This is a genomic window from Sphaerisporangium sp. NPDC004334 (assembly GCF_053602655.1).
This window is the reverse complement of record NZ_JBSGDZ010000002.1, coordinates 66,475-85,336: the sequence shown is the minus strand read 5'-3', so window position 1 is coordinate 85,336 and position 18,862 is coordinate 66,475. Positions and strand designations below refer to the sequence as shown.

The window sequence follows — 18,862 nt, the reverse complement described above, 5'->3', positions numbered from 1 at the left end:
GCGAGAGCGAGCCGAACCGGCCGCACGGGCACGCAGAGGACGCGCCGGTCCAGCCGACGGAAGGCGAGAGCACGCCGATCCGGCCGTCCGAGCCGATACGCCCGCTCGGGCGCGAAGCCGGTGGGCCGGTCCGGACGGTCGTGGCGGCGGTGGCCGACGGAGCGGCGGCGATGTTCCAGGCGGTCGCACGGCTGCGGCACGGGCGTCCGCTGCACCCCGACGGGCTGGTCTTCGACGCCACGCTCGCCCTGCACGGCGCCTCCCGCCGCAGGGGCGCCGCCTTCCTCGACGAGCCGGCGGACCTTCGAGGCATCGCCCGCCTGTCCCGCGCCGCCGGCCTGCCCCCTCCCCTGCCCGACATCCTCGGCCTGGCCCTGCGCTGGCGGACCTCTGCCGCCCCCGGCGACGGCGGCGCCGGTGAGGTCACCGCGGAACTCCTGCTCGCCACCACAGGGCACACCCCGCTTGGCCGCCGCCTGCTGCGCCCCGCGACCAGATGGTCGCCCGGCATGTACGGTTCGCTCCTCCCGTACGCGGCCGACGGCGGTCATGTCCTGCTCGGCGCGGTCGCGAGATGGCCCGGCCCGCCGGCGGGCCTCGCGGCGCTCAGACGGGCCGCGGAGGCGGGGCCACTGCGGTTCGACCTGGTGGTCGCCTCCCCTCTCGGCCCCTGGGAGCGGTTCGGTACGCTGACGCTGACCGGCCCCGCCCGTTCGGACGCCGCCGAGCCGACCCGCTTCGACCCCGTTCGCAACCCCATCCCCGGCCTGCCCCCGACCGGCCTGCTCCAGTGGGCCCGAGGCCCCATCTACGGCGCCAGCGAGCGCGTCCCGGACCACGACGCCATTCCATGACGCCCTCGTCCTCACCTGACTCGCCGACGCCGATCGCGGCCGGCGACCGTCTCCGCGGGACCGAGCGCGTCCAGCGGTCCGGGCCCTCGCCGTCGCGGACGCATAATCGGTCACAGGCCGCACGCCGTGCCGGCCTGGCCGGCGTCCGATCCCAGGTGAGGAGTCCCTTGCACGTCACCTTCTCCACGGCGGCCGCTCCCGTCCCGGGCCGCCGCAACGAGGACCTGGTCATCGCCGGGCCCGACTGGGTCGCCGTGCTGGACGGGGCCACGGCCGCGGCCGGGGTGGATTCGGGATGCCGGCACGACGTCGCGTGGTACGTCGCCCGGCTGGGCGCGGGGCTGGCGCGCGGGCTCGCCACCGAGCCGGACGCCGGCCTGCGGCAGATCCTCGCCACGGCGATCGGCGAGGCGACGGACGCCCACGAAGGGTCCTGCGACCTGGCGAACGCGGACTCGCCGTCCTCCACGGTGGCAATGGTCCGGCGGCGCGCGGAAATGCTGGACTACCTGGTGCTGTGCGACTCGCCGATCGTGGCGCACGGCAGGGACGGCGTGGTGACGGTGATCGACGACGACCGCATCGACCACCTCCCCGGCGGCCGGCCGTACAGCCTGGCGCTGGTGCGCTCGGTGCGCAACAGGCCGGGCGGGTTCTGGGTCGCCGGCGCGCTCCCGGAGGCGGCCGGCGAGGCCGTGGCCGGCTCGGTGGAGGCCGCCGGGCTGAGCGGCGTCCTGCTGGCCACCGACGGCGTGACCCGCCTGGTCGAGTGGTACGGCCACACGTGGGAGCACCTGGTGGATACCGCGGCCAAGGCCGGGCCCGCCGAACTGATCGTCCAGGTGCGCGAGGCCGAACTGCGGCACGGCGCCCCCGCCGGCGCCAAGCCCCACGACGATGCCACAGCGGCCTGGGCATGGTGGTGAAACCCTTCGCCGTACCGCGCCGACGCCTTTACAAAGTACGAACCAGTGGGGCGAAAGGGATCAGACCACGTCCACTCGCGTACGTCACCAGTTCGGGCCCGTCGCCCTTGCGTACCTCGAACGGAATCCATCCGTGACCACAGGTCAGCTCCATAGCCAGGTGGGTGGGGAGCCGTGCCAGTCCAGGCACACGGTGGTGGCATCGTCGGCCATGTGGCCCTGGCAGGCGTCCAGCACCGCGGTGACCAGGGTTTGGACGACCTGCCTGGGGTGCTGGTGGCGGGTGTCGCGCAAGAGGGCGGGCAGGTCGACGGCTGCGGCGCCGCGTTCGTACATGCCGTCGGTGAGCAGGAGCAGCCGGTCACCGGGGCGCAGGTCCAGGTGCTGCACCCGGTAGGAGCCGGGCACATGGACGCCGAAGGGCGGGTCGACCTCCAGGGTCACCTCCGTCACCGTGCCTTCGCGCAGGCGTAGCGGCCAGGGATGGCCGGCGTTGACGAGTTCGATCCCGGTGCCGTCCATGGCGACGCGCAGCAGCTGCCCGGTGGTCAGGGCGCCGTGACCGTGGTCCAGGAGGGCTTGGTGGGCCTGGCGTGCCTGCTCGGCGATGTCGGCGCCTGCGCGGCGGGCTCCGCGCAACGCGTTGACCGTGAGGGTGGCCAGCAGTGCCGCATCGACGTCATGGCCCATGGCATCGGTGAGGGAGACGTGCAATGTCCCTTGATCGAGGGTGTAGTCGTAGGTGTCGCCGCCGATGTCGTCGGCGGGCACCAGGCCCGCGGCGAGGGTGAAGTGGGCCGCCTCGCAGCAGGAGGCGTCCGGCAGAAGTTGGTACTGGATCTCGGCGGCCAGGCTCGTCGAAGTGGTGCGACGGCGCCGGTGGTAGAGGTCGGTGAAGCGCCGGTCGGTGATGATGATGTACGCCAGGGCGTGCGCGGCCTGGGCGACCTGCTCCAGTACGTCCTGGTCGAGCTCGGGAACGGTCACCTCCAGCACTCCGATCGGGTCGCCGCGGTTGCTGACCGGTACGATCACCCGCTGCCCGTCCTCGTCGACTGCCACCGAGTACGGCTCCTGCGTGCGCAACACCTCGTCATAATCGCTGCCGTCGAGCCGGATGAATTCGGTGTCTCGCCTGCTTGGCGCCTCGGTCTGCTCGGTCACTCGCACCAGTTCGCGTCCGATGAGGTCGACGATGAGCAAGGACACCCGCCGGGCTCCGAAACGCTTCTGCAGGTTGCGCGCCACCACGTCCAAGGACTCCATCGGCGGCGCGTCCTCCGCGGCCGCCAGTACCTCGGTCAGCTGCAGCCTGTCCTCAGCCATGCCGCCCTCTCTTCCCTCTTTCATCGGTCACATTCAGCGGAGTGGGGTGCATGTATTGACCTTCGCGTGATCTCGTCCCTGCGAGGGTCGGGTGCAGGTACGTCCGGAACCGGATACGGGAGCCTGCGTCGGCTTGGTCGGCGGTGAACCCATCGCCCAGGTGGCTTATCAGCCACAGCCCAGATTCGCGGACCGCACTCGGGCCGGGGCGCTCCGTTACAGGATTCAGGTCCCGTACGACGCTATCCGCACGAGCGAGAGGGCATGGCGGGCGGGGATCACAGGCACTCCTGCCGGGCGGGGGATGTGACGGTTAGTGAGAGGCTAGTCACTCTCTCACGGTTGGTTCCGGCTTTTCTTCGGTTGGGGTGACAGGTCGTCGAACGGGCGGAACCTGGCGGCCGGCCACCGCCTGGGCGCGGCCTGGTCTTCACCGTGCCCGGCCGCGGCACCTATGTACGGGGCGGCCGCACCGTGGTCGACGCCGAGCCCGGCATGCGGGTGCCGGCGCGGCCGGCGAGCGCGCAGGAGCTGACGACGATGGCCCTGGCCGAGGATGTCCGGGTGCTGGTCGTCGAGCGCCGCGGCGGTGACGTCGAGGTGTTGCCGGCGGCTGCGGCCGAGGTGCGCGCTCCGGAGTAGGCGGAGATGACGACGGCCCCGTGGTCCGGAGATCGCGGGGCCGTCGGCGTCCGCCGGCGAGGGCACGCAAGCGGCAGCGGGGCCCCTATGGGATGTCCACCCGCTTGTTCGTTCCGGTCTGTCCGCCCGTCTGGTCGGTGTGACCATGCGTAGCAGAGGGCCCTTTCATGATCGTGCGTCATGATCTTGGAGAACACTGGCCGATACCGACCCATGCCGACTCGTGACGCGTTGCACAACTGCGGGTAAGGGCCTAGATCACGTCCTTGACCAGGAGCACTACGGTCTCGACGTGGTGGGTCATCGGGAAGGCGTCGAAGGCGCGCAGGTCGACGGCGGGGTAGCCGTGGTCGGCGAACCAGGACAGGTCGCGGGCCAGTGTGGCGGGGTCGCAGGAGACGTAGACGATGCGGCCGGCGTCCAGGCCGGCGACCCGGCCGACCACGTCGCGGCCGAGTCCGGTGCGCGGCGGGTCGACGACCACCACGTCGGCCCGCTCGACGCCGAGCCGGTCGAGGGTGTCCTCGACGCGGCCGCGCTCGACGCGCGCCTGCGGCAGGTCGCGCAGGTTGTGGCGGGCGTCCTGCACGGCGCGCGCGTCGGACTCGATGCCGAGCACGGCGCCCTCGGGACCGGCCGCCTCCGCCAGGGCCGCCGCGAACAGCCCGACGCCGCAGTAGAGGTCGAGCGCCCAGTCCCCAGGCCGGACGGCGGCGTACTCCAGGACCGCCTCCAGCAGCACGCCGGGCACGCCGGGATGGACCTGCCAGAAGCCGCTGCCGGTGACCCGGAAGTCGCGTCCGCCGGCCCGCTCGGTGAGCGCCGTGCGCCCCCGCACGGCCCGCGCCTGGCCCCGGCCCTCGTCGACCAGCACGTAGGCGTCGGCGCCGAGCTCGGGCACCGCGACCGTGCGGTGGGTCTTGGGCGTGACGACGACGGCCCGCTCCCCCGTCGAGGTGGCGATGGCCTCCACGGCGGCGGCGCCGCGCCAGTCGGCCCGCTCGACGCCCACGCGCTCGACCTCCTTGTGCGCGATCAGGCAGGCGTCGACCGGCTCGATCTCGTGGGAGCGGTGGCGGCGCAGGCCGGGGACCCCGTCGGGGGTGACGGCGAACTGGACGCGGGTGCGCCAGCCGAGGCCCTTGACCGCGCCGGGGACCTCCTCGACCTCGACCTTCATGTCGATGCCGGCGAGCCGCTGGAGCTGCTCGGCGACGACCTCGCCCTTGAGGCGGCGCTGGGCCTCCAGGGTGGCGTGCTGCCAGTCGCAGCCGCCGCAGCGGCCCGGCCCGGCGAACGGGCACGGCGGGGTGACGCGGTCGGGCGACGCCTGGAGGATCTCCACGGCGTCGGCCCGCAGGAACCGCGTGGTCTCCTCGGTGACCTCGGCCAGCACCCGCTCACCTGGCAGGGCATGGCGGACGAAGACCACCCGGCCCTCGTGCCTGGCGACGCACCATCCCCCGTTGGCGACGCGCTCAACATTGAGTTCGATCGGCACTCCGGTCCCCCCGCTCACGTCTTGACCTGGTCATCCTTACGAGCCACAGCGTACGGCCGGCGCACCGAGCCGGGGGCGAACGTCTCCGGACGGCCCCGGAGCCGGTCGGAGGAGGCCAGCTGCCAGGGCACGCTGGTGACCATCACGCCCGGCTGGAAGAGCAGCCTGCCCTTCAGCCGCAGCGCACTCTGGTTGTGAAGCAGATGTTCCCACCAGTGGCCCACGACATACTCGGGGATGAACACGGTGACGACATCGCGCGGCGACCGGCGCCGCAGGCTCTTGACGTATTCGAGCACCGGCCGGGTGATCTCGCGGTAGGGCGAGTCCAGGACCTTCAGCGGCACCGGGATGCCCCGCTCCTCCCAGTCGGCCTGCAGTTGCCGGGCCTCGTCGGGGTCCACCGCGACGCTGATCGCCTCCAGTTTGGAGGGGCGCGTGGCGCGCGCGTACGCCAGGGCGCGCAGCGTCGGTTTGTGGATCTTGGAGAGCAGGACGATGGCGTGGTTCCTGGCCGGGAGCATGGACTCGTCGACCTCGTGCTGCTCGGGCACGGTGAGCTCGGTGGCGACGTTGTCGTAGTGGCGCCGGATGCCGCGCATCATGACGAACAGCACGACCATGGCGGCGCAGGCGATCCACGCGCCGTGGGTGAACTTGGTGATCAGGACGACCACCAGCACCAGGCCGGTCACCGTCGCGCCGAAGGCGTTGATCACCCTGGACCGCTGCATCTGCGCGCGCTTCTTGGCCTCGCCCTCGGTGCGCAGCAGCCGGTTCCAGTGCCGCACCATGCCGGTCTGGCTGATGGTGAAGGACACGAACACCCCGACGATGTAGAGCTGCACCAGGCGGGTGGTCTCGGCGTGGAAGGCGTAGATCAGCAGGCCCGCCATGGTGGCCAGGATGATGATGCCGTTGCTGAAGGCCAGGCGGTCGCCGCGCGTGTGGAGCTGGCGCGGCAGGTAGCGGTTCTGCGCCAGCACCGAGGCGAGCACCGGGAAGCCGTTGAAGGCCGTGTTCGCGGCGAGCACGAGAATCAGCGCGGTCATCGCCGTGATGAAGTAGAAGGCGGGGGTGAAGTTGCTGAACACCGTCTGGGCGACCTGCGCGATCACCGGGGCCGGGTTCTCCACGGGCCTGCCCGACCCGTCGAGGAGCGTGCTGCCCTGGGAGGGGTCGGCGAACTTGGCGCCGGTGACGTAGGCCAGGGCGGTGATGCCGACGAACATCGTCGCGGCCAGCGCGCCGAGCGCCAGCAGCGTGTTGGCGGCGTTCTTGCCCTTGGGCTTCTTGAAGGCCGGCACGCCGTTGCTGATGGCCTCGACGCCGGTCAGCGCGGCGCAGCCGGAGGAGAAGGCGCGCAGCAGCAGGAAGATCAGGGCGAAGCCGCCCACGCCGACGCTCTCACCGGTGACGGTGTAGCCGGCCGTGGGGGCGGTCAGCTCGGTGCCGAGCGCCAGCCGCACCCCACCCCAGATCATCAGGCCGAAGACGCTGAGCATGAAGGCATAGGTGGGGATGGCGAAGGCCAGGCCGGACTCTCTGATGCCCCGCAGGTTCATGACGGTCAGCAGGGCGACGACCACGATGGCCGCCGCGACCCTGCGGTCGGCCAGGAAGGGCAGCGCCGCGCCGAGGTTCTCCACGCCGGAGGAGACCGACACCGCGACGGTGAGCACGTAGTCGACCATGAGCGCGCTGGCGACGACCAGGCCCTGGTTGTTGCCGAGGTTCTCGGTGGCCACCTCGAAGTCGCCGCCGCCGCTGGTGTAGGCCCGCACGTTCTGGCGGTAGGAGGCGACCACCGTCAGCAGGATCACCACGACCGCGAGGGCGATCCACGGAGTGAAGTGGTAGGCCGCGATGCCGGCGATGCCGAGGGTGATGAGGATCTCCTGCGGGGCGTACGCCACCGAGGAGAGCGCGTCGCTGGCGAACACCGGCAGCGCGATGCGCTTGGGCAGCAACTGCTCGTGGGCCTGCGCGCTTCGAAGGGCGCGGCCCACGAGTAGTCGCTTGACCATATCTGCAACCTTGACCACGAGTGATGATGCTAGTCCTCAGGTGCGGTGCGCATCACATGGCGCTCCCAGAACCGGCCATACTTGGCCTGGTAGCTGTATAACGTCCAGTTGCCGCCTCGATGCCAACGGCGGGGGAGCATGCACATCGTCATCATGGGATGCGGCCGGGTCGGATCGACTCTCGCCCACATCCTCGAGGACAGCGGCCACTCGGTCGCGATCATCGACAGGGACCCGCAGGCGTTCCGGCGGCTGCGCGCCGGGTTCCGCGGGCGCCGCGTCACCGGCGTCGGGTTCGACCGCGACGTCCTGGAGGAGGCCGGCATCGAGTCGGCCGCCGCGTACGTCGCGGTCAGCAGCGGCGACAACTCCAACATCATCTCCGCCCGCGTGGCACGCGAGACCTTCGGCGTGGACAACGTGGTGGCCCGCATCTACGACTCGCGGCGGGCCGAGGTGTACCAGCGTCTCGGCATCCCGACGGTGGCGACGGTGCGATGGACGGCCGACCAGATCCTGCGCCGGGTGCTCCCCGAAGGCGCCGAGCCGCTGTGGCGCGACCCCACCGGCACCGTGACCCTCGCCGAGGTGGCCTACCACCAGGGCTGGATCGGCACCCGCACCAAGAAGGTGCAAGAGCTCGCCGCCACCCGGGTCGCCTTCGTCAACCGCATGGGCGAGGCGCTGCTGCCCAAGGACGACACGGTGCTGCAGGAGGGCGACATCCTGCACGTGATCGCCGCCGACACCGACATGGACCGGATCAACAAGGTGCTGTCCTCGGCGCCTGAGGAGGATTCCCACTGATGCGCGTCACGATCGCGGGCGCGGGGGCGGTCGGCCGGTCCATCGCCGCCGAGTTGCTGGAGAACGGCCACGAGGTCCTGCTCATCGACGCCGACCCGTCGGCCATCAAGATCGACAGCGTGCCGCAGGCCGAGTGGCTGCTGGCGGACGCCTGCGAGATCTCCGCGCTGGACGAGGCGGGGCTGAACGCCTGCCACGTGGTGATCGCGGCGACCGGCGACGACAAGGCCAACCTCGTGGTGTCGCTGCTGGCCAAGACCGAGTACGGCGTGCCGCGCGTGGTGGCCCGCATCAACCACCCGAAGAACGAGTGGCTGTTCAACGAGTCGTGGGGCGTGGACGTCGCGGTGTCCACCCCTCGCCTGCTCTCGGCCCTGGTCGAGGAGGCGGTCAGCGTGGGCGACCTGGTGCGGCTGATGACCTTCCGGCAGGGCCAGGCCAACCTGGTGGAGCTCACGCTCCCCGAGGACGCCCCGGTCGTCGGGCAGCGGGCCGGGTCGGTGCCCTGGCCGCAGGACTCGGCCCTGGTCGCCATCCTGCGCGAGGGCCGGGTGCTGGTGCCTTCGGACGACGATCCGCTGGAGGCCGGGGACGAGCTGCTGTTCGTGGCCAGCCAGGAGGTCGAGGAGGACCTCGCGCACCTTCTGTCCCCGCACTGAGACACCCGCCGAGACCGCAGCGGACGGCCGCGCACCCGCCAGGGGCGCGGCCGTCGCCGTCGCGGCCGTGGGTCGCCGCCGCGGAACGGCCGTCCCTGCCCTCGGCGACGGGACGGTCGTCGTCCGGACGCCCGCGGAACGGGCGCCGGACGGCCCGGGTCAGGTGCCGGTGGGCGGCGGCGCGGGGCTGATCGGGGTGCGGCCACGGGCCAGCACCCACACCATGGCGGCGAGCGCGGCCACCTGGACCGGCCAGCCGAGCGCGACCTTCGCCACCCCGAGCGCGGTGACCTGGTCGGCGAAGTAGAGCGGGAGCTGCACCACCACGCGCAGCAGGCAGGGCAGGATGAGCAGCCAGGTCAGCCGCGAGCAGAGCCGGACGATGCCGGGGTCGCGCCGCCAGCCGGTCGGGTCGCCGGTCACCGAGCCGATGAGGAACCCGACGACCGGCCAGCGGACGATGATCGACAGCGTCATCGCGGCCGCGTAGGCGGCGTTGTAGAGGATGCCCGGCATGAAGACGTCCTTGGCCTCGCCCGTGCGGAAGGCGAAGAACGCGCCGATGCCGATGCCGACCAGGCTGTTGAGCACGAACTGCGGCGTGGAGCGCTGCGCCAGCCGCACCACCAGCAGCAGGACGGCCGCGCCGATGCTGATGATCAGCGAGGTCTTGAGCTGCTCGGTGACGATCCAGGAGACGGTGAAGGCGATCGTCGGCACGGCCGCCTCGACGATGCCCCGCACGCCGCCGAGCGCCTTGGTGAGCTGGGCGCGGATGGCGGCCTCGACGGTGTCGTGCGCGGCCGCCTCGCGGGCCGTCTCGGAGGACGTGCTCACCGGCGCGCTCCCGTGGCCGGCGCGTCCTTGGGCGGCTGCATGGTCATTGGTCTCCTCGCCTGGGGGAACCGTGGTCACTGGCCGCTCGCCGGCCGCAGCTCGTAACGAGGGTTGAACATCACCTTACGGCCGTCCTGGACGCTGACGAGCCCTTCGGCGCGCACGACGCGCCCCGGCTCGATGCCCACGATCTTCCGCCGGCCCAGCCACACCAGGTCGACCACGTCCGACCCGTCGTACAGCTCGGCCTCGAGGGACGGGACGCCGCCCCGGGGCCGCAGCGTCACCGTGCGCAGGGTGCCCGCGACGCAGAACCTCCTGCGCTGGCCGCAGGAGGCGATGGGCGTCGCCCCGTATTGGTCGAGGTCCTCCTGGAGCTCCGCCGCCTCCAGCTCGGCCTGGCTGGTCGTCAGCCGCCGCAGGAAACCGCGCAGCCCCCGTTTGACGGGCTCTGCCGTACTCATCTCTGTTCACTCCTCGCGAGCCCTGTGGTCCTGACCGTCCTGCCCGCAGCTTACGTCAGCGAGTCTCGCTGATCTCAGGTCCGCGCTCGAACGGATCGAGCGAGGGCCGGCCCTCCTGGGCGGCCTGCTGCTCGACGGCCTGGCGGGCCTCGGCGGGCAGGCGCAGCTCGATGGGCTCCTTGGGCGCCATGGGCAGGTCACCCCGGACGACCACGATGTCGCGCAGGACGTCCTCCAGGGTCTTGGCGACGTCGGGGTCGGCGATGGCCCGGCCGCTGATGACCCCGCGCAGGAACCAGCGCGGGCCGTCGACGCCGATGAACCGGACGGGCTGGGTGGCGCCGTCCTGCTCGATCTCGGCGGCCAGCTCGGCGCCGAAGGGGCCCTCGCGCTGCTCGCAGGTGCCCCCGGCGGCGGTCAGCTCGCGCGACAGCTCGCCGCGGACCTCGTCCCAGATGCCGGTCTTCTTGGGCGCGGCGAACGCGTGCACCTGCAGGGCGCTCTCTTCGACCATGACGACGGCGCCGACGATCTGGTCGCCGGCGACGTTGAGCTGGATCTCGAACCCGGAGCCGATGGGCAGGCGCATGCCGCCCAGGTCGACCCGCTCGGTGTCGGGGTGGGGCTCGTCGGCGTCCCACGGTCCCGACTCGCGGACGGGGACCGGCGCCTCGGCGGCCGGTGCCGTCTCCTCTTGCTCCGCATGACGGCGGCGTCGGAACACTTCGTTCACACTCCTTGTCGACTTATCGGCCGGTGGAGCCGAACCCGTCGGCGCCGCGCGCCGACCCGGGAAGCCGCTCCACCTCGTAGAAAGCTGCCTTCTCGACCCGCTGGACGACGAGCTGGGCGATGCGGTCGCCCCGGCGCAGCCGCACGGCGTCCTTGGCGTCGGTGTTGATCAGCGTCACCCGGATCTCGCCGCGGTAGCCGGCGTCCACCGTGCCGGGCGCGTTGACGAGCGTGACGCCGTGGCGGGCCGCGAGGCCGGAACGCGGGTGCACGAAGGCCGCGTACCCGTCCGGCAGCGCGATCGCCACGCCGGTGCCCACGACGGCCCGCTCGCCCGGCAGCAGTTCGACGTCCGCGGCGGCGTGCAGGTCGGCCCCCGCGTCACCCGGGTGGGCGTAGGACGGGAGCGGAAGGCCGGGGTCGAGCCGCTGGATCAGCACCTCGATCATGGATTCACCTCGTGGTCGTGGAGCCGCGCTCGGCTGACGTCGGTGTGACCTCGCCTGCCGGGCCGCCGGGCGCCCACCGGGACCGGCACGCCGGCGCGGCGGCCCGCGGGCGCGCGGGCCGGGCCCTCAGCCTCAAGGTACGCCCTGAAGCGTACCGGGGCCGGCGGGGCGTGCAAGGTGTCACGAACGGAGACCTTACCCGCTGTGCTGCGGCGACACGTCCTCCCCCGCGGCGGGCGCGCGGCCCGCCGCGGGCGCGGCCGGTCCGGCGGCCTCGTGCGGCTCCTGCGGCCGGCGCGGCGGGGGCGGATCGGCGGACTCGCGCGGCCGGCGCGGCGCGGCGGGCTCCCCGGGCTCAGCGGGCTCAGCGGGCTTGGTGGACTCGGCGGGCTCGGTCGGCTCAGCGGGCTCGGCGGGCTTCCTGGGCTCGGCCGGCTCCTGCGGCCCGGCAGGCCCGGCCGGCGGCTGCGGCCCCGGCGGCTCGTGCGGCTCCTGCGGCTGGTGCGGGGCGGCGGGCGGCAGCTCACGCGGGGTCCTGCGCAGCTCGGGCAGGGCGCGGTAGACCACGGCGGCGATCGGCACGGCGATCGCCGCGCCGGCGATGCCGCCGAGGATGCCGCCGATCGCCAGCACCAGGATGATCGCCAAGGGGTGGAACTTCACGGCCCGCCCGACGATCATCGGCTGGAGCACGTGGTTCTCCAGTTGCTGCTCGACGAGCAGGATGCCGATGAAGATCAGGGCGAGGAGGGGCCCCTGCGCCCCGAGGGTCACCAGGGCGGCCAGGCCGCCGGCGATGAAGATGCCGATGATCGGGATGAAACTCGCCAGGAAGATCAGGACCGCGAGCGGCGCCCACAGCGGCACCCTCATGGCGAACAGCACGATGCCGATGATCAGGCCGTGGATGGCGGCCACGATGACCGTGCCGTGGATGTACTGCGAGAGGGTGTGCCAGGCGGCGCGGCCGGCGCGGTCGACCCGGGGGGCGGCCGAGCCGAAGCCGCGCAGGAACCACGACCAGATGCGGTCGCCGTCCTTGAGCATGAAGAAGGTCACGAACAACAGCAGGACGATCGAGGCGAGCACCTCGATGAAGACCGCCGCCGTGGACAGCAGCGCTCCGGTGAGCGCGCTGCGCTGGGTGTTGATCTGGCGGATGATCTCGTCCAGCATGCCGGTGAGCTGGGCCTCTTTGAGGTGGAACGGTCCGGTGAGCAGCCAGCCCTGCACGTCCCGGGTGGTCTTCTGGATCTGCGCGATCAGCCCGGGGAACTCGTCGTTGGCCCGGGTGCCGATGATGAACCCGACGGTGACCAGGACCAGGAGGGCGAAGAGCATGGTGATCCAGGTGGCCCAGATGGGCCGCAGGCCCGCCTTGCGCAGCCGGTCGGTGAGCGGGAACAGCAGGGCGGTCAGCAGCAGCGCGACCGCCAGTGGCAGTGCCACGAAGCTGAGGTGCACGATGATCTGCGCCGAGAAGTAGATCACCACGCCGATGACGATCAGCCGCCAGCTCCAGGCCGCCATGGCGGAAAGCACCGGTGGCACAGTGCGCCCGTCAGTCTCCCGTTCCGCGATCACCATTACAGACTGGCACGCCGGGCGGCCGAACGCGCGCAGGTTACGGCCCGGTTCAAGCGACGGCCTGGTCTCCCCCGCCGAAGGCCACCCGATATGCCCGTCTCGCTGGTGAATGGGTCACCCGGCGGCGGCCTCGGCGAGCGTGACGGTCACCTGCGGCTCACCGTCGGCGGAGCCGAGGACGAACTCCTGGACCGCTCCGGCCGCGCACAGGTCGTCCTGTCCGTGGCGCACCAGCTCGACCGCCGCGCCGTGGACGTCCAGCCGCGCCACCTCCGCGCGCATGGACAGCTTGGCCGCGGACTTGGCCTTGCGGACCTCGCGCAGCACCTCCGACACCGCGGCCAGGACCCGCGCGTCGCCGGAGGCGTCCAGTTCGCCGGCCGACGGCCAGGCGGCGCGGTGCACCGAGCCCTCCCGCCACCAGGACCAGACCTCCTCGGTGACGAACGGCAGGAACGGCGCGAACAGCCGCAGCATCACCTGGAGCGCCTGCCGCAGCGCGGCGCGGGCCGACACCGCTCCGGCGTCGTCCCCGTAGGCGCGGGACTTGACCAGTTCGAGGTAGTCGTCGCAGAACTCCCAGAAGAACCGCTCGGTGGCCTCCAGGGCGCGGGTGTAGTCGTAGGACTCGAAGGCGGCCGTGGCCTCCTCCACCACCCCGGCCAGCCGGGCGAGCATCGACCGGTCGAGCGCCTCAGTGACCTGCTCCCCCGCCGCCTCGCCCAGGCCGAGCACGAACTTGGAGGCATTGAGGATCTTTATGGCCAGGCGGCGGCCGACCTTGATCTGCCCGGTGTCGAAGGCCGTGTCGGTGCCCGGACGGCCGCCCGCGGCCCAGTAGCGGACCGCGTCGGAGCCGTACTCGCGCAGCAGGCCCATGGGCGTGACCACGTTGCCCTTGGACTTGGACATCTTCTTGCGGTCGGGGTCGAGGATCCAGCCGGCGATCGCGGCGTCGCGCCAGGGCAGCACGCCGCTCTCGAGGTGCGCCCGGACCACCGAGGCGAACAGCCACGTGCGGATGATCTCGTGGGCCTGCGGCCGCAGGTCCATGGGGAACACCCGCCGGTACAGGTCGTCGTCGCGCTCCCAGCCCGAGACGATCTGCGGGGTCAGCGAGGAGGTGGCCCAGGTGTCCATGACGTCGGGGTCGGCGGCGAAGCCGAACGGCTTGCCCCGCTGGTCCTCGGCGTAGCCGGGTGGCACGTCGCTCGAGGGGTCGACCGGCAGGGCCTCCTCGGGCGGCACGATCGGCGCGTCGTGGATGGGCTGGCCCTCGGAGTCCAGCGGGTACCACACGGGGATGGGCACGCCGAAGAACCGCTGCCGGGAGATCAGCCAGTCGCCGGCCAGGCCCTGCACCCAGTTCTCGTAGCGCACCCGCATGTGCGGCGGGTGCCAGCGCAGCTCACGCCCGCGTTCGAGCAGCGCCGACCGCAACTCCGGATCGCGCCCGCCGTTGCGGATGTACCACTGGCGGGTGGTGACGATCTCCAGCGGCCGGTCGCCCTTCTCGTAGAACTTGACCGGGCGGGAGACCTTGCGCGGCTCCTCCTCCAGCTCCTCGGTGTCCCGCAGCAGTTGGACGATGCGCTCGCGGGCCGAGTGGGTCGTCAGGCCGGCCAGCGGGGCGTAGGTCTCGGCGGGGACCCCCTCGGGCGGATCGGCCAGCATGCGGCCGTCCCAGCCGATGACCGGGCGGGCCGGCAGGTCGAGCTCGCGCCACCAGACGACGTCGGTGAGGTCGCCGAAGGTGCAGATCATCGCGATGCCCGAGCCCTTGTCGCGCTCGGCCAGCCGGTGGGCGAGCACGGGCACCGGGACGCCGAACAGCGGCGTTCGCACCGTCTTGCCGAACAGGGGCCGGTAGCGCTCGTCGTCGGGGTGGGCGACCAGGGCCACGCAGGCCGGGATCAGCTCGGGGCGGGTGGTCTCGATGGCGACGCCGTCGGCGTACGCGGTGCCGGGGACCCCGCCGAACCGGATGCGGTGGAAGGCGCCCGGCCACTCGCGGTCCTCCAGCTCGGCCTGGGCGACGGCCGTGCGGAAGGTCACGTCCCACAGGGTGGGCGCCTCGGCGACGTACGCCTCGCCGCGCGCCAGGTTGCGCAGGAACGCCCGCTGGGAGGCGGCCCGGGAGGCCTCGTCGATCGTGGCGTAGGTCAGCGACCAGTCGACCGAGAGCCCGAGGTGGCGCCACAGCTCCTCGAAGGCCTTCTCGTCCTCGGTGGTCAACTGCTCGCACAGCTCGATGAAGTTGCGCCGCGAGACGGGGACCTGGCGCTTGGGGTCGGGCTTGCCGGGCGGGCGGAAGCCGGGATCGTAGGGCAACGAGGGGTCGCAGCGCACGCCGAAGTGGTTCTGCACGCGGCGCTCGGTGGGCAGGCCGTTGTCGTCCCACCCCATGGGGTAGAACACCTCACGTCCGCGCATGCGCTGGAAGCGGGCGATCGTGTCGGTGTGGGTGTAGGAGAAGACGTGGCCGACGTGCAGGGCGCCCGAGACGGTCGGCGGCGGGGTGTCGATGGAGTACACCTGCTCGCGGGTCTTGGCCCGGTCGAAGCGGTAGGTGCCCTCGGCCTCCCAGCGGGCCGCCCATACCGGCTCCAGGCCATCGAGAGAGGGCCTTTCGGGAACGGTGACATGGCGCGGTCGCTGTTGGGTCATGGCGCCCTATGGTATGGCGTCACCCCGCCCTCCGGCACGAGGGGCTAGGGTTCATCTAGATCGACGAGGGGAGAAGTCATGGCCAAATCAGACGAGGTCGAGAAGCCCGACATGGCGTGGCGGCTCATCGGCGCGGTGGTCGCGCTGGGCGTCGGGTACGCCACCCGCAAGGCCATCGAGATCGGCTGGCAGAAGACCACCGGCAAGAAGCCGCCGGCCGACCCCAACTCGCTGGAGACCAGCCTCGCCGAGGCCGTGGGCTTCGCGGTGGTGCTGGGCGTGGGCATGGAGGTCGCCCGCATCGTGGTGACACGCTCGGCCCACAAGAGGTACCGGGCGTGGAAGGCCATCCCCGAGAAGGCCGAGCGCGTCGTCAGGTCGTAGGGCGGTCAGCGCTCCAGGGCCGCCAGGAACTCCCCCGCCCACCGGTCGACGTCATAGGTGGCGACGCGGCGGCGCATGGAGCGCATCCGCCGTGACAGCTCGTGCGGGGTGGCCCGCATGGCGGCGACCATCTGCCGCTTGAGCCCCTCGACGTCGTAGGGGTTGACCAGGAAGGCGTGCTTGAGCTCGTCGGCCGCGCCCGCGAACTCGCTGAGCACGAGCGCGCCCCGCAGGTCGTGCCGGCAGGCGACGTACTCCTTGGCGACCAGGTTCATGCCGTCGCGCAGCGGCGTGACCACCATGACGTCGGCGGCGCAGTACAGAGCGGCCAGCTCTTCGCGGTCGTAGGACTGGTGGAAGTAGTTCAGCGGCGGGACGCCGAGCACGCCGTGCTGGCCGTTGATGCGCCCCACCCGCAGCTCGATCTCGTCGCGCAGGGCGCGGTAGCTCTCGACCCGCTCGCGGCTGGGCGTGGCGATCTGGACGAACACCGCCTCGCCCGGGCTGATCGTCTTGTCGGCGAGCAGCTCGCCGAAGGCCTTCAGCCGCTGGCCGATGCCCTTGGTGTAGTCGAGCCGGTCGACGCCGAGCAGGACGTGCTCGGGCTCGCCCAGCTCGGCGCGGATCTCCTTGGCGCGGGCCAGGATGTGCGGCTCGCGCACCAGGGAGTCCAGCTCGCCGAAGTCCACCGAGATCGGGAACGCCTCGGCGCGGACGGTGCGGTCGCCGACGAAGATCTCCTGCCGCTGGTTCTGCAGGCCGAGCTGGCGGCGGCACAGCCGGATGAAGTTGGAGGCGCCGCCGGGCCGCTGGAAGCCGACCAGGTCGGCGCCGAGCAGCCCTTCGAGGATCTCGCGCCGCCAGGGGAGCTGCCAGAACAGCTCGGCGGGCGGGAAGGGGATGTGCAGGAAGAAGCCGATGCGCAGGTCGGGCCGCAGGGCCCGCAGCATCGAGGGGACGAGCTGGAGCTGGTAGTCCTGGATCCAGACGACGGCGTTCTCGGCCGCGGCGTCGGCGGCGGCCCGCGCGAACCTCTCGTTGACCGCGCGGTAGGCGTCCCACAGCACGCGGGAGAAGACGGGCGTCGCCACCACGTCGTGGTACAGCGGCCACAGGGTCGCGTTGGAGAACCCCTCGTAGTAGAGCTCGACCTCGCCGGCCGAGAGCGGGACGGGGATGAGGTTCATGCCGTCGTGCTCGAAGGGCTTGAGCTCCTCGTCGGGAGCCCCGTGCCAGCCCAGCCACGCGCCGTCGCGGCGTTGCATCACGGGCGCGATCGCCGTGACCAGGCCCCCGGGACTGCGCCGCCAACTGGCGGTGCCGTCCGCCGCGATGGTCCTGTCCACGGGCAACCGGTTCGCGACGATCAGAAACGAGCTGCGCACACGTCCTCCCTCGTTGCCTTGTGATCGGTCCATGACCACCTTACGAAACCGGGTGTGGCTCTCTGTACGGGGCCTCAGGTGGCGGGCGTCACAGGCGGGCGACGGCGCGGGGCGCGGCGAGAGAGATCGACCGGCTCGCGGGGGTCACGGCGAGGGGGTGCGGAGCGGCGCCGGGGGTCAGGGGGCCGAGGTCAGGGGGCCGGCGGTGCGAGGGGCCGTTCGGTGCCCGGGGAGGTGAAGGAGCGCGGCGCCGTCACGGTGAGGGGAAGGACGCCGGTCGGGGGGGTGGACGGGGGTCAGTCGGAGATGGAGGAGCGCTGGTCGGGGGCGGGGAGGGCGAGCTGGCGGCCGAGGTCCTTGCGGACGGCCTGGGCGAGGCGCCTGGTGGCGGCCCTGTTGAGGGCGCCTCCGGCGACGGCGCCGGTCAGGAACGGCCCTAAGGTGGTCAGGTGGCGGCCGAGCGTGCGCATCAGCCGGTTGCGCAGGGCGGCCTTGGCGGCGGCGCCGAGGGCCACCTGCACCGACGCGGGGGCGAGCGGGTCGACCCCTCGCTGCTTGGACCAGGCGACGGTGAACGCCATCGCCCGCTGGCTGCCGCTGCCCGGCACCTGCACGCCGTACACCTCGTACAGCTCGGCGATGAGCTTGACCTCGATGGCGGCGACGACGAGCGTCTCGGCCACGAGCTGCGCGGGCGCCGACAGCAGCAGCGGCGGCGCGGCGAACTCGGCGGCGGCCAGAACCCCGCCGACCGCTCCCACCGCCATCGTCGCCTTGCCCGCGGTGCGCACCAGGTCGTCGGCGAGCGCGTCGCCGGACAGGCCGTAGTGGTGCTCCTGCAGCGTCGCCAGGTCGCGGATCGGCAGGCGCGGCGCGATCGCGGCGAACATGTCGGCGAGCCAGCGGCCCCGCGCGGCGCCCGACCTGCGAGCCCGCCTCTGGGCCGTCACGAGCGCCGCGCTGAGGCGGCCGAGCAGCCGTCGCCGCTCGGCCCCGTCAATGTCGCCGCCGCCGGAAAGCTTGCCGACGAGCTCGGCGACCTCGGCTTCCGCTCCGGTCTGGTCCCCCGGGGGCGGGAGCTCCGGCCGCCCGGGCTGGTCCTGCGGTGTTCGATCCGTTCCAGATGTCACGGACCCTCCAAGATTCTCAGGCGGCGCATTCCCGGCAGATCTGCTGCCCGCCCTTGTCAGAGGCGAGCTGGCTGCGGTGATGCACCAGGAAGCAGCGCGAGCAGGTGAACTCGTCCGCCTGCCTGGGGATCACCCGGAGCGAGAGCTCCTCGTTGGACAAGTCGGCACCGGGAAGCTCGAGCGACTCGGCCAGATCGGTCTCGTCGATGTCGATGCTGCCGGAGGACTTGTCGGTCCGCCGCGCCTGGAGTTCCTGGAGGCTGTCCTCACTCAGGTCGTCGTCGGTCTTGCGCGGGCTGTCGTAATCGGTGGCCATTTGCGTATTCATCCCCCTCATCTATTGCGTGCGCGTCGCGCGTCGCGCGTCTGTAACGTCTGGGCGATCCATCTTGTGCCCGCATCTCTCGGGGAATTTTGCAATCGGTACCCCGTCGGAACGGTGGACGAACCTCCTGACACGTGAGGGTCTTGCCGCCTTCGCCGCG

Annotated in this window: 18 protein-coding genes; 6 read left to right on the top strand and 12 right to left on the bottom strand. The window is 72.1% G+C overall.

What is annotated here, in order from left to right:
• Together ACWEN6_RS02375 and ACWEN6_RS02370 are read left to right on the top strand one after the other, a co-directional pair.
• Positions 1-854: hypothetical protein (locus ACWEN6_RS02375; protein ID WP_452568581.1), on the top strand; the 854-nt coding region annotated here is incomplete at its 5' end.
• A gap of 167 nt (positions 855-1,021) precedes the next feature.
• Positions 1,022-1,780: a protein phosphatase 2C domain-containing protein gene (locus ACWEN6_RS02370; protein WP_452568580.1), complete on the top strand. Its 759-nt coding sequence runs from the start codon at positions 1,022-1,024 to the stop codon at positions 1,778-1,780.
• A gap of 144 nt (positions 1,781-1,924) precedes the next feature.
• On the opposite strand, the gene ACWEN6_RS02365 is transcribed toward ACWEN6_RS02370, so the two are convergent.
• Positions 1,925-3,106: a PP2C family protein-serine/threonine phosphatase gene (locus ACWEN6_RS02365; RefSeq protein WP_452568579.1), complete on the bottom strand. Its 1,182-nt coding sequence runs from the start codon at positions 3,104-3,106 to the stop codon at positions 1,925-1,927.
• Positions 3,107-3,541: 435 nt separating this feature from the next.
• Here ACWEN6_RS02365 and ACWEN6_RS02360 point away from each other — a divergent pair, with 435 nt between their 5' ends.
• Positions 3,542-3,748, top strand: a complete 207-nt coding sequence (locus ACWEN6_RS02360; protein ID WP_452568578.1) for a hypothetical protein — start codon at positions 3,542-3,544, stop codon at positions 3,746-3,748.
• Positions 3,749-4,001: 253 nt separating this feature from the next.
• Here the strand turns inward: ACWEN6_RS02360 and ACWEN6_RS02355 are convergent, their stop codons facing one another.
• Together ACWEN6_RS02355 and ACWEN6_RS02350 are read right to left on the bottom strand one after the other, a co-directional pair.
• A complete protein-coding gene (locus ACWEN6_RS02355) occupies positions 4,002-5,267 on the bottom strand; it encodes a class I SAM-dependent RNA methyltransferase (protein WP_452568577.1) in 1,266 nt (421 codons plus the stop codon).
• The gene (locus ACWEN6_RS02350; RefSeq protein WP_452568576.1) at positions 5,264-7,276 is read right to left on the bottom strand and encodes an APC family permease; all 2,013 of its coding nucleotides are present in this window, start codon (positions 7,274-7,276) and stop codon (positions 5,264-5,266) included. The genes ACWEN6_RS02355 and ACWEN6_RS02350 overlap by 4 nt, the downstream gene beginning before the upstream one ends.
• Before the next feature lie 138 nt (positions 7,277-7,414).
• Between ACWEN6_RS02350 and ACWEN6_RS02345 the strand changes: the two genes are divergently transcribed.
• Together ACWEN6_RS02345 and ACWEN6_RS02340 are read left to right on the top strand one after the other, a co-directional pair.
• Entirely contained in the window at positions 7,415-8,083 is a 669-nt protein-coding gene (locus tag ACWEN6_RS02345) for a potassium channel family protein (protein WP_452568575.1), read from the top strand.
• The gene (locus ACWEN6_RS02340) at positions 8,083-8,742 is read left to right on the top strand and encodes a potassium channel family protein (protein ID WP_354851047.1); all 660 of its coding nucleotides are present in this window, start codon (positions 8,083-8,085) and stop codon (positions 8,740-8,742) included. Before ACWEN6_RS02345 ends, ACWEN6_RS02340 begins: the two co-directional genes overlap by 1 nt.
• A 159-nt stretch (positions 8,743-8,901) precedes the next feature.
• On the opposite strand, the gene ACWEN6_RS02335 is transcribed toward ACWEN6_RS02340, so the two are convergent.
• The 6 genes from ACWEN6_RS02335 to valS form a co-directional block, all read right to left on the bottom strand.
• Positions 8,902-9,579, bottom strand: coding sequence for a DUF3159 domain-containing protein (locus ACWEN6_RS02335; RefSeq protein ID WP_452568574.1), 678 nt, complete (start codon positions 9,577-9,579; stop codon positions 8,902-8,904).
• 74 nt (positions 9,580-9,653) lie between these two features.
• The gene (locus ACWEN6_RS02330; protein WP_354851042.1) at positions 9,654-10,043 is read right to left on the bottom strand and encodes an OB-fold nucleic acid binding domain-containing protein; all 390 of its coding nucleotides are present in this window, start codon (positions 10,041-10,043) and stop codon (positions 9,654-9,656) included.
• A 55-nt stretch (positions 10,044-10,098) separates the two neighbouring features.
• Positions 10,099-10,776, bottom strand: a complete 678-nt coding sequence (locus tag ACWEN6_RS02325) for a DUF3710 domain-containing protein (RefSeq protein ID WP_452568573.1) — start codon at positions 10,774-10,776, stop codon at positions 10,099-10,101.
• 13 nt (positions 10,777-10,789) lie between these two features.
• The gene (gene dut, locus ACWEN6_RS02320) at positions 10,790-11,224 is read right to left on the bottom strand and encodes a dUTP diphosphatase (protein WP_354851036.1); all 435 of its coding nucleotides are present in this window, start codon (positions 11,222-11,224) and stop codon (positions 10,790-10,792) included.
• A 195-nt stretch (positions 11,225-11,419) separates the two neighbouring features.
• Complete coding sequence (locus ACWEN6_RS02315) at positions 11,420-12,766, bottom strand: AI-2E family transporter (protein WP_452568572.1); 1,347 nt, start codon at positions 12,764-12,766, stop codon at positions 11,420-11,422.
• 159 nt (positions 12,767-12,925) lie between these two features.
• On the bottom strand, positions 12,926-15,478 hold the full coding sequence (gene valS, locus ACWEN6_RS02310) for a valine--tRNA ligase (protein WP_452568571.1): 2,553 nt from the start codon (positions 15,476-15,478) through the stop codon (positions 12,926-12,928).
• 78 nt (positions 15,479-15,556) lie between these two features.
• On the opposite strand from valS, the gene ACWEN6_RS02305 reads away from it, so the two are divergent.
• Positions 15,557-15,862 carry a DUF4235 domain-containing protein gene (locus ACWEN6_RS02305; protein WP_354851027.1) on the top strand — a complete coding sequence of 102 codons (306 nt, stop codon included), beginning with the start codon at positions 15,557-15,559 and terminating at the stop codon, positions 15,860-15,862.
• Positions 15,863-15,867: 5 nt separating this feature from the next.
• Here the strand turns inward: ACWEN6_RS02305 and ACWEN6_RS02300 are convergent, their stop codons facing one another.
• The 3 genes from ACWEN6_RS02300 to ACWEN6_RS02290 all read right to left on the bottom strand — a co-directional run bounded on the left by ACWEN6_RS02300 (position 15,868) and on the right by ACWEN6_RS02290 (position 18,693).
• Positions 15,868-17,280, bottom strand: a complete 1,413-nt coding sequence (locus tag ACWEN6_RS02300) for an alpha,alpha-trehalose-phosphate synthase (UDP-forming) (protein ID WP_452568570.1) — start codon at positions 17,278-17,280, stop codon at positions 15,868-15,870.
• Positions 17,281-17,543: 263 nt separating this feature from the next.
• The gene (locus tag ACWEN6_RS02295) at positions 17,544-18,377 is read right to left on the bottom strand and encodes a hypothetical protein (RefSeq protein WP_452568569.1); all 834 of its coding nucleotides are present in this window, start codon (positions 18,375-18,377) and stop codon (positions 17,544-17,546) included.
• 16 nt (positions 18,378-18,393) lie between these two features.
• Positions 18,394-18,693, bottom strand: coding sequence for a DUF4193 domain-containing protein (locus ACWEN6_RS02290; protein ID WP_114029376.1), 300 nt, complete (start codon positions 18,691-18,693; stop codon positions 18,394-18,396).
• Positions 18,694-18,862: the final 169 nt, after the last annotated feature.